4 protein-coding genes and 1 pseudogene are annotated in these 15,821 nt (G+C 61.7%); 2 read left to right on the top strand and 3 right to left on the bottom strand.

Annotation, left to right across the window (positions count from 1 at the left end; translation table 11 throughout):
- From ACIPY9_RS24105 to tssI, 3 genes and pseudogenes are all read right to left on the bottom strand, one after another.
- Positions 1 to 543, bottom strand: a pseudogene (locus ACIPY9_RS24105) (hypothetical protein); the annotation flags it as partial.
- The gene (locus ACIPY9_RS24100) at positions 540 to 3,797 is read right to left on the bottom strand and encodes a hypothetical protein (protein ID WP_400707653.1); all 3,258 of its coding nucleotides are present in this window, start codon (positions 3,795 to 3,797) and stop codon (positions 540 to 542) included. The pseudogene ACIPY9_RS24105 and the gene ACIPY9_RS24100, both read right to left, overlap by 4 nt.
- A complete protein-coding gene (gene tssI, locus ACIPY9_RS24095) occupies positions 3,794 to 5,875 on the bottom strand; it encodes a type VI secretion system tip protein TssI/VgrG (protein ID WP_400707650.1) in 2,082 nt (693 codons plus the stop codon). The genes ACIPY9_RS24100 and tssI overlap by 4 nt, the downstream gene beginning before the upstream one ends.
- Before the next feature lie 366 nt (positions 5,876 to 6,241).
- On the opposite strand from tssI, the gene ACIPY9_RS24090 reads away from it, so the two are divergent.
- Both ACIPY9_RS24090 and ACIPY9_RS24085 read left to right on the top strand, forming a co-directional pair.
- Positions 6,242 to 9,655 (top strand): amino acid adenylation domain-containing protein, encoded by a 3,414-nt coding sequence (locus ACIPY9_RS24090; RefSeq protein ID WP_400707647.1) that lies wholly within the window; start codon positions 6,242 to 6,244, stop codon positions 9,653 to 9,655.
- The coding region (locus tag ACIPY9_RS24085; protein WP_400707644.1) for an amino acid adenylation domain-containing protein at positions 9,652 to 15,821 on the top strand (6,170 nt) is incomplete at its 3' end. The genes ACIPY9_RS24090 and ACIPY9_RS24085, both read left to right, overlap by 4 nt.

The following is a 15,821-nucleotide window of genomic DNA, read 5'->3' as shown; positions in this document are numbered from 1 at the left end:
CCAGAGGGTGCCTTTTAGCCAGAGGACGATGGTTGCGCAGATCAATAGGCCAGAAAGTTGAAGGTAATGAACTTCTTTCTTTTCGGTCATGTATAGGGTTGTTGATATCAGCATCAAAGCTGCAATGATGAGTCCATTAAAAACAGAAAATACTATGCTGGTGCTCGTTGGTTCTGGCTCCAGATAGGGTGTAACTCCGGCTCCCCAGGCTGCCCATATAAAGAAAAAACACATTATTTGGGATACAAATAATATGTGTGGGATCTTGCTGGAGTTCTGGAAGCGCCAGCGTCTGGCATCGCAATACACTTCCTGTTTTTCTCCACGTTCTTCCTGCTGCTGATAAACCCGATGCTCTTCGCACTCCAGTTGCAGGGTGATTTCCATGGCGGGATCCAGCCCGGCGTAATTGCCAAAGGCAATCTGGGTGTCGAACAGGCCGTTACGGTTGAGGTGGGCATGCCTTTTTGGTAGCGGCATGGGTTCATGGCTGTCGCTTCGGTAGGCGCTTCGGGTATAGGGCGTATCGGTATTCGTGTTCATACGGCTAACTCGACGGTTTCTATTTGCCAATACAGGGGAGGGATATCCGGTGTGGGATGGCTGGATGGCATTCGGCGATGGAGGGGTGAGAAGGGTTTCCATCTTTTTGGATGGGGTTGTGGAAGTACCAGGGGCGGGCTGCCCGGTTCGGCGTGAAGTTCGATCTGTACGCTGACTTTCAGGCCTTCGGTCCTTTTGAAGCGCAAACCGGACGCAGCGGGTTCCGTGAATGACGGCAGCACATAAAGCACGCGGTCGTGATCCAGAGGGATGGCTGCCAGTTTGGGCGTGCTGGCGGATTGCCAATGATATTGCCAGGTGGCATAGGTCTGGCCGGTGTCCACGGCGGCCTGGAACTCGTGGGCCGATAGTTGAAGGTGGTTTTGCCCGGGGCCGGACATCGGCAGCAACGGCGAACTCAAGATCACCACCCAGTCCTGGTCGGACAGGGGCGTTTGATCGGGTTTAAGGGTTTTTAGATAAGCCTGTGCCGGGCGTTTGCGTTGCCGGTCGGCGGCCTGCAGGATGTGAAGCTGTCGAGCCGAAGCCTGTTTACGCCAGGAGGCAAGCCGTAGAACGGTAACCTTCGGTTTGCCCAGAATGCCTGCCAGTTGCTGATAGGCAATGAGCGGGTCTTTCAAATGCAGGAAAGCGTGCGGGCTATCCGTGGCCTGTTCCTGTCCGATAAGGGCATCAATGCCGAAAGGGCCGTAACGCACGGCAAGTTCGGCTTCATTGTCGCTCAGCAGATTGGCACTCACCATGCCGCCAATGACCATGATTACGCCAATCAGGAGAGCCAGGGGGTGGGCTACGATGCCCAGGGTATATAAGCCCCACAGAAAGCTTCCCGCAGCAATGACGGCGTAACTGGCGGAAAGTGCGTAATCGCCTGCTAGGTAAGCTCGACGACTGTCCATGATGCTTATGGTTATGCCAAACAGTGTCGCTCCGCCGCCAATGACGCGAAGAAGAGGCAGTTTGGTGCTACCTGTCTGCTCTTTGAGATTTCTTGCCCACTGGGGTGAGATTTTCGCGACGTTGAAACGAGGTTTGGCCAGATAGTTTGCAGTGGTCATTCCAAATAGAAATCTGCTGTGGTTCGCTAGCGCTGCCACCAAGTCGGCTAGCGCACTCCATACGCCAAGGTATCCTCGAGCGAACTCCTCATCAGCTTCAAAGGTTTTCACCGCATTTATCTGCACCACAAGGTTATAAATCGCCAACCCCAACATCGCTGTCGGCACAACCTTGTTCTTGTCCATGAATCGGGTGAAGGCGCCAAAGTTCATCCGGAAATGGCTGTAGTGCTGCAGTTCTGGATGTTCCTTGGGAAGGGCGATCACCAGAATATTGCGCAGCATCGAAGCACTTTTGTCGTTGCCCTTGGCGCTGGTGCTGCCCAGGGTTTCGCCGGACTGGCCGTGCAGCGTGGCGTAGCGATAGTGTTTGCGGGTCAGTTCTGCGCGTTCGGTGCCGGTCAGGCCTCCTCGCAAGCCTGCGCCTTCTACGCCGAGGATGACATAGTCCTTGCTCAGTGCTGCGCCCATGGGCATCAGGCGGATGCCTGCCATCTTTTTCGACAGGGCAGACAGGGTGGTGAAGGTCGGGGTGAAGAGGCGGTCGAGCCTGATGTTCGAGGCGCTGTTCGATAACCGGCTTATTTGTGTCACGACGCTGGCCCCGAAAATATCCAGCAGGTCGCCCATGAAGTAGGCAAAGCTTTTGGCTATTCCGGCGACATCCAGCTTGTCGATAAAGGAGGCACCGAGTATCAGGGTGCTCAGGCCCATGGCTTGCGGTTGAACGGGTTGGTCGCTGTCACGCAAGGCCATCAGGCGCTTGAGCAGTTCGGGAGGTTGATCGGGGGCCTTGGTCAGCAGCAATGACCCCAGAGGATGCTCGGACTCCAGCACACCCTTGACCAGTGAGTGGATGGAGGTTTCCAGATCCGTGATGTCATGGTCGGTACAGAGCGCATCGGCCTGACCGGGCATGTACTCAAGAGCACCGAAAACCTCTGTCATCAGGCTGTAAGGCTCCAGCAAGGCGTCGTCTTGACGATGCACCCAGTCCAGCAGTGCGGGATGCAGTTTCCTGTCGAGCGCTTTGACCAGCCGTCGAAGGTGTTCCGCCAGCCATTGGCGACCGAACCTGCGTTCCAGCTCGAAGACCGTTGCATGAAATTTCGGCAGGTCGATCTTGCCCTTCAGGTAGGCATGATCACCGCCGACAGCGCTATACAGCACCTGGGCGTAGCGCCCGTCGGGTTGATGGGCAATCAGGGCGTTCAGGGTTTGCAGGTAGTCGACGCAATGGCGTATCTGCGCAGCGGCGTGGCGAACGGCAAACAGTGGGTCTTCGAGAATGAGGCCGACCAGATGAGGGTTGTCCCGAAGGTTGTATCGTTCCAGCAGATCCTCCCCGGCTTCGATGTCGGGCAGCGGCGGGGGCGGTGGTTGTTGAAGGTATTGCGCCAGTTGTTCCTGTCGTACCTGTAGGCGTTTGATCAGGTGTTCATCGCTGAAGGCGGACCATTCAGGGGTAAAGCTCAGTGGCTCTTGAAGGGCGCTTTCAATATTGAAGTCCCTTGCCCGCAGGCCTTTTCGGATTCGGCTGACAGGCAGGCTCGGGTTGGTCTGGGTGGTTTTCCAGTGATCCGAACCCACCACGGCGGTGTCCCAGATCCGTGCAATATTCTGGCAACGGGCTTTGATCCGTGAAGCATCGCTTTCAAGCCAGTCGATGTACTCCCAGCTCCAGGGCAATTCGCTGTAGGCCATCAGAAACTGATCGGCGACAAAGCGGCCTTGCAACAGCATCGGCAGAAGCATCACATGCTGTTCGATGGCAACCGGGTCGCGTTGATCGGCATTGCCGGATTGGCGGGCAATTGCACGCCAGTGAGCGACGTCGATCTCGAACAGCCGGCCCTGACCATCGGTTTCCAGTTCCCGCCACAGGGCATTATTCCAGAACACATAAAGGCGGCCTCGGCGGGGCAGGCCGCCCTGAGGTGTTTCATGGGGCAGGTCATGACCCGGCAGGCGGGCCAGCGGCAGGACGGAGATCAGTGTATTGCGCTGGATGGTTTCCTCTTCTCGTGTACTTCGGGCACCGGAGAGCAGGGGGATTTGCAGCAGCCCGCCATCGGTGCGTTGAATCCGCAGGGCCAGTTGTGCGTTCCGGTCATTGAAGTATTCGACTTTCTTGCGGGTGCCTTGTGGAATGCTGCTATCGCTGAATCCGCTCATGGCCGGCTTTCCCTGTCCAGCACACTCAACTGGCTGCCCTGTCCGGGGTCACCCCAGACATCGACAATAAGAAGCTCGTCCTCTTGGCTGGAGGACGAGGGCCGGGGTGCGGTTTGGGGTTGAAGTCCGGTGTTCTTGCCGGTTGTCGATCGTTCCGCCTCCTTGGGGGAGATGGGCGACAGGGGTGTTGCAGCGGTCCCCATGCCGGGCCAGCCTCCGACATGTGCCTTGATCTGCGGTCCGTCGAGCGTCACGCCACTGTGATCGAGCCGGATGAAACTGCCGCCGACCTTGAGGGTGAGTTCCATCCCGGCATCGATGACCAGCTTGTCGCCGGACTTGAGATGAATCTCCCGGCCAGCCTCGACGAGCTGGGCATTGCCGAGCCTGACGTGCTGGGTCTGACCGACCGTCAGGTGATCGTTCATCCGCACTTCCACCTTGCGGTCGGCGTCGACGGTGCAGTGCTCTTCGGCCTTGAACCGGGTGTAGCTGTTGGCCATGACCTGTTCGTGCCGCTCGTGGCCGACATGGAGTTTCTGGTCGTGACCGATGGTCTGGTCCCAGTCGCGCTGGGCATGGATGAATATCTGCTCCTGGCCCTTGCGGTCCTCCAGGCGCAGTTCGTTGTAGCCCGCGCCGCCGGGGCTGCTCAGGGTCTTGAAGACGCTGCGGGTGCGGTGCTCGGGGAGGTCGTAGGGCGGCAGGTGTTCGGCGTGGTGCAGGCAGCCAGTGACCAGTGGCTGGTCGGGGTCGCCTTCCAGAAAGGTCACCAGCACTTCCATGCCGACGCGGGGCAGGCTGACACTGCCGTAGCGCTGCCCGGCCCAGCCGGAGGCCACCCGCAGCCAGCCACTGCTCTGGTCGTTCCGCTGGCCTTCGCGGTCCCAGTGAAACTGCACCTTGACCCGGCCATGGGCATCGCAATGGATCTCCTGGCCCGGCGGCCCGGTCACCACGGCGGTCTGGCTGCCCGCAATGCGCGGTTTGGGATGGTGCAGGGGCGGGCGGAAGAAGGTGTCCCAGGGGGTGGCCCGGAACCGGTTGCGATAGCCCTGGCGGAGCGTCTTGTCCTGTCTGCCCTGATCCCCGGACTCTTCCAGCACCTGGGGCTGTCGTCCCTCATGATGGACCTCGGTCAGCAGCCAGAAGTCGTTCCAGGTCGACTGGGGATGATCGACCAGAGGCAGGAAATGGCCACTGCGCAGCCCGGCCTGGTCGCTGTGGCCCCGGGCGAGCCGGTAATCATGACGATGACGCTCCAGGGCCCGCCGGGCCAGTTGCGTACCTCGTTCACGGTCGGTGAAGCGGCCGGGGTAATCGTAATCCTCCAGATGAAGCGGTGTATCGCTGCCGGCTTCGCCGCCCAGGACCCGATTCGGTTTCTGGAAGTGGTAGTCCCGGCGTGCGGTGTGGGTGGGACGGGTTTCCAGACGCACATTGAAGCGGGTGATCACCGCTTCATGGTCAAGGCTGTCGCCGTCCTGCCGATAGGTCACGGCCGCCAGTTTCGGAAACACGGTCTGGTCGTCACCGAATACCAGTCGATGCCCGGTCGGGCTGTGGCAGAAGTGGTAATGCAGGCCTTCTTCCTCGCACAGGCGCTGGATGAAGTGCAGGTCCGACTCGTTGTACTGCACGCAATAGTCCCGTGGCGGGCAGGGAGTGCCGAGGTGAAACTGAACGTCGTCGGTGGGCAGGCCGTGCTCTTTCAGGATCAGGGCGATGATCTCGGGCACCGGGCGATGCTGGAAGATGCGTTGATTGGTGCGGTGGGCCAGGCGCGCCAGATGGGGTCGCAGGGTCAGTTGGTAGTGGGTCAGGCGTCTGCTGGCGTCGCCCTGGGCGATGCGGTCGATCAGGCCGTGGATGCCGGTGCCGTCTGGGCTGAACTGGAGAAAGGCCGGGCGCTGCAACAGGCTGTCCAGATCCGGCGTGGTGCGTTCGCTGACCAGTTCAAGGTCGAAGCGGAAGGGCTGGCTGATGGCTTCCTTGCCGGTGAAGGCCAGGACCTGAAAGTCGTGCCTGACGCCGTCAAGGTGCAGGTTGAAAGATGGCTGCTGAATGGGGGTGGACATCCCTGATTCCTCCGTAGGGGCGGGCAAGCTGCCCGTTGAGCGGAGGGACGTCTGTCAATAACTGTGCCGATAGGCCTTTGCCCGGTAACGGCGGGCAAAGGGCGTGTTTCGGGAGGGGAAAGAGAGGGGCTATCCCTTGAAAAGTGCGCAAAGTCTTGCGCACCTTGCGCAATTTATGACCCGGCTATCAAAACCCTTGAAATGCCTGAGGTGTAGCGATTTTTCATCGTCTTGATAGCGCATGTTTTTGCGCATCGGCCCGATGGGCTGCCGCCCCTTAATTTCCGTTAAATATTTTGTTTCCAGTTCGTTCTTGTTCATACGACCAAGCCTTATGGTCAGGCCAATTCAGCAAGGACCCAATGCATGAATCCCGAACACGCCCATAAACTGGCTCGCCGTTTTGTCGAGCTGCCCCCTGAAAAACGTCGGTTGTTTCTCGACGGTATGCGCCAGGAGGACATGGACTTTTCGTTGTTCCCGATCCCGTCGTGCGTTGGGCTTGCTGAGCGTGAAGGGCTGTCCTATGCCCAGCAGCGCATGTGGTTTCTCTGGCAACTGGACCCTCAGAGTTCGGCCTATAACCTGCCGATGTCGGTGTGCCTGAACGGTGTGCTGGATCTGGCGGTGCTGGAGCGTGCATTCAGTGCCCTGGTCGAGCGCCATGAAAGCCTGCGCACGACCTTCGGTCAGGAGGGCGATCGTGCCTTCCAGCGGGTGGCCGAGCCTGCGCCGGTGAGCATCGAGCGGCTGGACCTGAGTGCCTTGCCGCTGGAGCAGCGCTGGTCGAAGGCCCATGAGGAAATGGCCCGTCAGGCCGAGCAGTCCTTCGATCTGGAACACGGCCCGCTGTTCAGCATCCGCCTGCTGCGCATGCAGGATCAGGAGCACATTCTGCTGTTGAACCTGCATCACATGATCACCGATGGCTGGTCGATGAACGTGCTGATCGACGAATGGTTGCGAGGCTACGATGCGCTGGTGGCTGGCAAGACGCTGCAACTGAGCCCGCTGGCCGTGCAGTACCGTGACTACGCGCTGTGGCAACGCAGCTGGCTGGAAGCCGGTGAGCAGGAGCGCCAGCTCGATTACTGGCGTGCGCATCTGGGGGACGAGCATCCAGTGCTGGAATTGCCCACGGACCGGCCGCACCCGGCGCTGCCAAGCCATCAGGGCGCACGCCTGGAAATTTCTCTGGATACCGCTTTGTTGCGTGATCTGAAAGGTCTGGCCCAGCGCCAGGGCGTCACCCTGTTCGTGGTGTTGCTGGCCTCGTTCAAGAGCCTGTTGCATCGCTACAGCGGCCAGAGCGATATTCGCGTCGGCGGGCTGATTGCCAACCGTACACGCAGTGAAACCGAAGGCCTGATCGGCTGCTTCATCAATACACAGGTGTTGCGCAGTGAAGTGACGGCCCGGACCCGCTTCGTGGACCTGTTGCAGACGGTGCGCCAGGCGGCGATGGGTGCTCAATCGCATCAGGAATTGCCGTTCGATGCCGTGATCGACGCCTTGCAGCCCGAGCGCAGTCAGAGCCACAACCCACTGTTCCAGGTGATGTTCAACCACCAGCCAGTGGTTGCCGATCTGGTCGACAAGCAGCTGGAATGCGGTCTGCGGGTGGCGAATCTGCCCGCCGAACAACAGGCGGCTGCCGGACGCGCCCATGCTGCGGCCAGCGACCTGATGCTGGCCACCAGTGGTGAAGGCGAACAGCTCAATGCCGCCTTTACCTACGCCACCGATATTTTCGACGAAGCGACCATCGTCCGTCTGGCCGGGCACTGGCGCAATCTGCTGGCGTCGGCCTGTGCCGATCCGCAGCAGTCGGTGGGCGAGCTGTCGATGCTGGCAGCCGATGAGCGTGAGCAGTTGCTCGACGTCGATTCGGCACCACGGGCCAGCACTGATACACCGGCGCATCGTCTGTTCGAGGCGCAGGTCAGGCGGACGCCACAGGCTCAGGCGTTGCTCATGGCAGGTGAAGGTGAGCAGGCCGGTCTGAGTTACGAGCAACTGAACCGGCTCAGCAATCGTCTGGCGCATCGCTTGCGCGCGCAGGGCGTTGGTCCTGACGTGCTGGTGGGGATTGCACTGGGGCGCTCGCTGGAAATGGCCGTGGCGTTGCTGGCGGTGCTCAAGGCCGGTGGGGCCTATGTGCCGCTTGATCCGAAGACGCCGGCCGAGCGTCTGCGCCACGTACTTCAGGACAGTGGTCTCAAGCTGCTGTTGACCCGTACTGAACTGTTGCCGGGCCTGCCGCCGCTGGACGATATCCAGTGCCTGTGTCTGGATCAGCAGGGCGACAGTGACGCTGTTTCCGAGGATGACCTGGACGTGGCCGTCGATCCGGCCAGTCTGGCGTATGTGATCTACACCTCCGGTTCCACCGGCCGTCCCAAGGGTGTGGCCATCAGTCATGCTGCGCTGGCCGAATTCGTCACCCTGGGTGCGGTGTACAGCGACCTGCGCGAAGGCGACCGCGTGCTGCAATTCGCGACCAACAGTTTCGATGGCTTTGTCGAGCAGTTCTATCCGCCGCTCTGCCATGGCGCTTGCGTGGTCTTGCGCGACGATCGTCTCTGGGACAGCGCCACCTTCCATCAGGCCGTGGTCGAACATGGCGTCACTCTGGCGGATCTGCCCGCCGCGTACTGGCTGACGCTGGTTCAGGATTACGCGGCCCGGCCGCCTGCCCACTATGGCGCATTGCGTCAGATTCACGTGGGGGGCGAGGCGATGGCGGTGGAAGGTCTGCGTTTGTGGCGTCAGGCCGGGCTAGGCCATGTGCGTCTGCTCAATACTTACGGGCCGACCGAAGCGACCGTGGTGTCGAGCATTCATGATTGCAGTGCCTTGACGCCTGAAGCGGTGTCCTGGCGCGGCGTGCCCATCGGGCAAGGTCTGGCGGGACGTCGTCTGTACGTGCTGGACGATCAGTTGAACCTGCTGCCCCAGGGCGCGGTAGGGGAGTTGTATATCGGCGGGCCGGGGCTGGCGCGTGGATATCACGCGCAGCCCACGCTCAGCGCCGAACGTTTTATTGCCGACCCGTTCGTGGTGGGTGAGCGTCTGTATCGCACCGGTGACCGGGCGCGGCTGCGGGCCGATGGCGCTCTGGAGTACATCGGGCGTGTCGACCATCAGGTGAAGATTCGCGGGTTCCGCATCGAGCTGGGCGAAATCGAATCGCGCCTGCAACAGTGTGCCGGTATCCGCGAAGCGGTGGTGCTGGCACTGCCGCTGGCGGGCAGTACGCAACTGGTGGCCTATCTGGTGCCTGAGGTGTTGGCGGCAGACGAAGCCGGACAAGCGGCGCTGCGTCAGGCCATCAAGGCGCAATTGCAGGCAACTCTGCCGGATTACATGGTGCCGACGCATCTGCTGCTGTTGTCGAACCTGCCCCTGACCCCCAGCGGCAAGCTTGACCGCAAGGCCCTGCCGGTTCCCGACCCGAGCCAGTTGCAAGTCACCTATCGTGCTCCGCAGACCGATCTGGAAATCTGCCTCGCCGACATCTGGGTGGAAGTGCTGCATGTACCGAAGGTCGGTCTGGACGACAACTTCTTCGAGCTGGGCGGGCATTCCCTGCTCGCGGCGCAAGTGATTGCCCGGATAAAGACGCAACGCGGCATCAGCCTGCCGCTGCGGGTTCTGTTCGAAAAACCTGTGTTGAGCGATCTGGCCGCCGAGGTGGCGCTGCTCACGGATAACACGACTGACAACGACTGGAGCGACATGGACCAGTTCATGGATTCACTGGAGGAATTTGGCGCATGACCGGGACTACTGCTGCACGTATCGCTAAACGGTTTGTCGGGTTACCGCTCGAACAGCGCCAACAGTTCCTCGCCCGGCTGCGTCAGGAAGGCAAGGATTTCAGCCTGTTGCCGGTGCCGGTCAGTCGTCATGACTTCACTGAAATTCCGCTGTCCTTCGCCCAGCAGCGCCTGCTGTTCCTCTGGCAGCTCGACCCACTGAGCGACGCCTACAAGATGACCACCGGGCTGCGTCTGCGTGGTGATCTGAACGAGGCGGCTCTGTTGCGCTCGTTCGATCATCTGATCGAGCGCCATGAAGTGCTGCGCACGGTGTTCCAGACCGAAGGCGACCAGCCCCGGCAAGTGATTCTGCAGCACCAGCGCGTGGCGCTGGAGTCCGTCGATCTTTCGACGCTGTCCGGGGATGCCCGTGACGCTGAACTGACCCGGCAGGTCGAACAGGCCACGTCTCGTCCGTTCGATCTGCTGAAGGGGCCGTTGCTGCGAGCCAATCTGTTCCGTATGGCCCCGGACGAGCATGTGCTGGTGGTGAGCATGCACCACATCGTCTCCGACGGCTGGTCGATGGATGTGATGATCCAGGAGTTCGTCCACTGCTATCAGGCCTACAGCGAAGGGCGTGAGCCTGCATTGCCCGAGTTGCCGCTGCAATACGCCGACTATGCAATCTGGCAGCGCAAATGGCTGGAGGCGGGCGAGGGCGAGCGCCAGCTCGATTACTGGCGTCAGCAGCTGGGCGACGAGCAGCCGCTGCTGGAGGCTGCCCACGATTTCCCGCGTCCTGCGACGCAAAGCTTTCAGGGCGAGCGCCTGAGCTTTGATTTCGGCATTGACCTGTCCCGCCAGTTGAACGCCTTTGCCCGCAGCCAGGGCATGAGCCTGTTCATGCTGGTGCTGGCCGGTTTCTCCCTGTTCCTGTCCCGCAAGGCCGGGCAGCGCGACATTCGCATCGGCGTGCCCAATGCCAACCGTGGCCGGGCCGAGACAGAGGGGCTGATCGGCTTCTTCATCAACACCCAGGTGCTGCGCTGCGAAGTGGACGAGCGTCTTAGCTATCTGGACCTGCTGGCCCGGATCCGGGAAACCTCCTTTGGTGCTCAGGCCCATCAGGATGTGCCGTTCGAGCAACTGGTGGATCAACTGGCACCGGAGCGCAGCCTGGGTCATAACCCGCTGTTCCAGGCCAAGTTCAACCAGAACGTGGTCCTGAAGCAGAAAATGGCCCTCAAACTGCCGGGCCTGGACGTCAGCGAGTACGAGTTTCAGAAGGATGGCGCGCATTTCGATCTGGCGCTGGACATCACGGACGATGGTTCGCTGATCCACGGTGAAATGACCTACGCCAGCGATCTGTACCAGCGTTCGACCATCGAAGGGTTCATTCCGGCACTGCTGGACCTTTTCAAGACCCTGCTCGATGCGCCCCAGGCGCCTCTGTTCAATCTGGGGGCGTTGCCGGTCCAAAGCCAGCAGGAGGCTCGCGAGCCTGCGCCGTCAGTGCTGCACCAGTGGAATGCCCAGGTCGAGAAACAACCTCAGGCACTGGCGGCCCGTTGTCTTGAACGCACCTTGAGCACTGTCGAGCTGGATCAGGCAGCCAACCGGCTGGCGCATCATCTGGCAAGCCTGGGCGTGAGCGAAGGCCAGCCCGTGGCGGTGCTGATGGAGCGTTCGCTGGACTGGCTCACGGCGGTGCTGGCGATCTTCAAGGCGGGTGGCGTGTACATGCCGCTGGACGTCAAGGCACCGGATGCGCGCCTGCAACAGATGCTTGAAAATGCCCGTGCCCGGGTGCTGCTGTGTGCCGAAGGCGATCAGCGCCAGACCTCGCTGGCCGTGGCCGGTTGTCAGGGGCTGGCCTATGCGCCAACGCTGTGGCAGCACCAGCCTGCCACCCGTCCTGTCACTCATGTTTCGGCGGATTCGCCGGCTTATGTGATCCACACTTCCGGTTCCACCGGTCAGCCCAAGGGCGTGCTGGTCAGTCAGGGGGCGCTGGGCAGCTACGTTCGTGGTCTGCTGGAGCGTCTGGAACTGGCTCCGGACGCCAGCATGGCGCTGGTGTCGACCATCGCTGCCGACCTGGGCCATACCGTGCTGTTCGGTGCCCTGTGTTCGGGGCGTACGCTGCATGTGCTGACCGAAACCCTGGGCTTCGATCCGGACGGCTTTGCCGAGTACATGGCCGAACATCGTGTCGGCGTGCTGAAAATCGTGCCGGGTCACCTGACAGCCTTGTTGCAGGCCGCCAACCCCGCTGACGTTCTGCCGCAGCACGCGCTGATCGTCGGCGGCGAGGCCTGCTCGCCAGCCTTGTTCGAGCAGGTTCGTCAGCTCAAGCCAGGCTGCCGTTTCATCAACCACTATGGCCCCAGCGAAACCACGGTCGGTGTGCTGACCCATGAAGTCCAGGCCATCGATTCGTCCCGTTCCGTGCCGGTGGGTGCGCCCTTGCCGGGTGCCCGTGCCTATGTGCTGGATGACGTGCTGAACGGGGTCGAAGACCAGGTCGCGGGCGAGCTGTACATCGGTGGCGACACTGTGGCGCTGGGTTATCTGGGGCAGCCCGGTCTGACGGCCGAACGTTTCGTACCCGATCCGTTTGCCGGGGAAGGCCAGCGCGCCTACCGCAGCGGGGACCGCGTGCGTCGCAATCGTCAGGGCTTGCTGGAATTCATCGGGCGTAGCGACGATCAGGTGAAAGTGCGCGGTTATCGCGTCGAGCCAGCCGAAGTGGCACGGGTGTTGTTGCGTTTCGAGGCGGTCGCTGAAGCCACCGTCGTTGCGCAGCCAATCGAAGGCGACGAATCGCGCCTGCAACTGGTGGCCTATTGCGTGGCGACAGCAGGCACGATCTTGCAGGTCGATGCCCTGCGCGAGCAACTGACCGCCTGCCTGCCGGAGTATCTGGTGCCGGCGCAGTTCGTGGTGCTGGAGCGCCTGCCGCTGACGGCCAACGGCAAGCTGGACAAGCGTGCCCTGCCCAAGCCGGGGGTGGTCAAGCAGCGTTACACCGCACCGGTGGGCGAGATCGAGGAAAAACTCGCGGCGGTCTGGGCCGACGTGCTCAAGCTGGAGAAGGTCGGCACTACCGACAACTTCTTCGAGCTGGGCGGCGACTCGATCCTCAGCCTGCAGATCATCGCCCGGGCCAAGCGTCAGGGCCTGAAGCTGAACCCCAAGCAACTGTTCGAGAAACAGACCATCGCCCAGCTGGCGACGGTGGCCAAACTGATCCAGAAGAAATCCGCAGCGGTGGTGGAGCAGGTCAGCGGCACCTTGCCGTTGCTGCCGATTCAGGCGCGTTTCTTCGAGATGGAGATTCCCGAGCGCCATCACTGGAACCAGGCGGTGATGCTCAAGCCGACCCGTGCCCTGGAGGCCAGCCATCTGCTGGCGGCCTTGCAGGCCCTGATCGAGCAGCATGACGCCCTGCGCCTGGGCTTTGCTCAACAGGATGGCCAGTGGCAGGCGACCTTCGGGGCGCTGAACACCCGTGACCTGCTGTGGGAACACGAACTCAATGACCTGTCGCGCCTGACCGAGCTGGCCGACGAGGCGCAACGCAGCCTGGACCTGAAGAACGGCCCGTTGCTGCGTGCGGTGCTGGTCAACCTGCCTCAGGGCGAACAGCGTTTGCTGCTGGTGATCCATCACCTGGTGGTGGACGGCGTGTCATGGCGGGTGCTGCTGGAAGACCTGCAACAGGCCTATGTCGCGCTGAACACCGGCAAGGCGCTGGCGCTGCCGGCCAAGACCAGTTCGATCAAGGCCTGGGCCGAGCAGTTACATCGTTATGCCAACAGCGAAACCCTGAATGCCGAGCGCGATTACTGGCGTCAGACCCTCAGTGGCGATATCCAGTCATTGCCCCGTGACAAGCCCGAAGGCGCACAGCGCAATCGCGATGTTGCCCATGCTTCGTCGTGGTTGAGCAAGGACCTCACCCACAAGCTGCTCAAGGTGGCTCCGGCCGCCTATCGCACCCAGGTCAACGACTTGTTGCTGACGGCCCTGGCACAGGTGCTGTGCCAGTGGAGCCAGCAGCCTTCGGTGCTGATCCAGCTCGAAGGACATGGTCGCGAAGACCTGTTCGACGACATGGATCTGAGTCGCACGGTCGGCTGGTTCAGCAGCCTGTTCCCGGTCAAGGTCACGCCGCAGTCGCAGACAGGTGCGTCCATCTGCAGCATCAAGGAACAACTGCGGGCGGTGCCGAACAAAGGGATTGGTTATGGCGTCCTGCGTTATCTGGGAGAGGAGTCTTTCAGGCGTGAGCTGGCGGCCTTGCCGCAGGCGCGGGTGACATTCAACTACCTGGGCCAGTTCGACGGCAGCTTCAGTGAACGCGACGGTGCCTTGTTCGTGCCGAGCGCAGACAGTGCCGGTCGTGCCTTGAGCGAAGACGGGCCTCTGAGCAACTGGCTGAGCATCAACGGTCAGGTATTCGATGGCCAGTTGCAACTGGACTGGGCATTCAGCGCCGAGGTGTATCAGGCTTCCACCGTCGAGGCCCTGGCACGTCAGTATGAACAGGCGCTGGCCGAGGTGATCGAGCATTGCCTCGATGGCCAGAAGGGTGTGACCCCATCCGACTTCCCGCTGGCTGCGTTGAGCCAGTCGCAACTGGATCGCTTGCCGGTGGCTGCCGGCAATATCGACGATATCTACCCGCTGTCTCCGATGCAGCAGGGCATGCTGTTCCATACCCTGTTCGAGCAAGAGGCCGGTAACTACATCAATCAGTTGCGGGTTGATGTCACGGGGCTGGACCTCGGACGCTTCCAGGCGGCCTGGCAGGCGACCGTGGACGCCCACGAAGTGCTGCGCAGTGCCTTCGTCAGCCATCTGGAGCACTCGCTGCAAGTGGTGCAGCGTCAGGCTGTCGTGCCGTTTGTCGAACAGGATGCCCGAGGTCAATCCGAGGCCTGGCTCAATGACTGGGCGCAGGCCGACCGGCAGAAGGGCTTCGACCTGGCTCAAGGCCCGCTGCTGCGTCTGGCGGTCCTGCGCACCGGCGACAACACCCATCACTTGATCTACACCAGCCACCACATTCTGATGGACGGCTGGAGCAGTTCCCGTCTGCTGGGCGAAGTGCTGCAACGCTACAGCGGCCAGCCGATGCCGGCGCAGAACGGTCGTTATCGCGACTACATCGAATGGCTGCAACGCCAGGACGCCCAGGTCAGCGAACGCTTCTGGACTGCCCAGGTGGCCGGGCTGGACGAGCCGACCCGCCTGGTTCAGGCCCTCAAGTCCACGGCAGGCGGCCAGGGCTATGGCGATTATTTCCACCTGATCGATGCGTCAGGCACCCAGCGCCTGAGCGAGTTTGCCCGCGAGCAGCGGGTGACGCTCAACACCCTGGTGCAATCGGCGTGGCTGCTGCTGTTGCAGCGCTACACCGGTCAATCCAGCGTGACCTTCGGTGCGACCGTGGCAGGGCGTCCGGCGGACCTGCCGGGTGTCGAGGAGCAGCTTGGCCTGTTCATCAACACCTTGCCGGTGATCGCCAGCCCGCGCCCCGAGCAGACGGTGGCCGACTGGGTGCAACAGGTGCAGGCCAAAAACATTGCCCTGCGCGAGCACGAACATACGCCGCTGTACGATATTCAGCGCTGGGCCGCTACCGCTGGTGAAGCGCTGTTCGACAACATTCTGGTGTTCGAGAACTACCCGATGTCCGAAGCCTTGCAACAGGCACCGGCAGGGTTGGCCTTCAGTGGTTTGCACAATCAGGAGCAGGCGCATTACCCGTTGACGCTGGTCATCGAGGCTACCGATGTGTTGTCGGTGCGCTTCAGCTACGACCGTCAGCACTTCGGCCCCGAAGCGGTTGCGCAAATGGCGAATCATTTCGACCACTTGCTGCAAACCCTGAGCGCGGGGGCGTCGACTTTCCTGGGCGAACTGACGCTGCCGACCGGCTGGACGCAGGCCGTGCAGGCCTGGCCAAGCGAGCAGTGCGCCCATCAGGTAATCGAAGCCCAGGCCGCCCGAGTGCCGCAGGCCATTGCCTTGACGCTGGGTGCCGAGCAGTTGACCTACGAGCAGCTCAACCGCCGCGCCAACCCGCTGGCCCACAAGCTGCGCGAGCTGGGCGTCGGTCCGGACGTGAAGGTCGGGCTGGCGGTGGAACGCAGTCTGGAAATGGTCGTCGG

The organism is Pseudomonas sp. NPDC089734, assembly GCF_044748865.1.
Classification (GTDB): domain Bacteria; phylum Pseudomonadota; class Gammaproteobacteria; order Pseudomonadales; family Pseudomonadaceae; genus Aquipseudomonas.
Note: the sequence above shows the minus strand (reverse complement) of the source record. Positions and strands in the feature narration are given on the sequence as shown.

Coding starts and splice junctions, on each gene's coding strand:
- ACIPY9_RS24100 (WP_400707653.1), bottom strand. CDS start 3,797: ATGAGCGGATTCAGCGATAGCAGCATTCCACAAGGCACCCGCAAGAAA.
- tssI (WP_400707650.1), bottom strand. CDS start 5,875: ATGTCCACCCCCATTCAGCAGCCATCTTTCAACCTGCACCTTGACGGC.
- ACIPY9_RS24090 (WP_400707647.1), top strand. CDS start 6,242: ATGAATCCCGAACACGCCCATAAACTGGCTCGCCGTTTTGTCGAGCTG.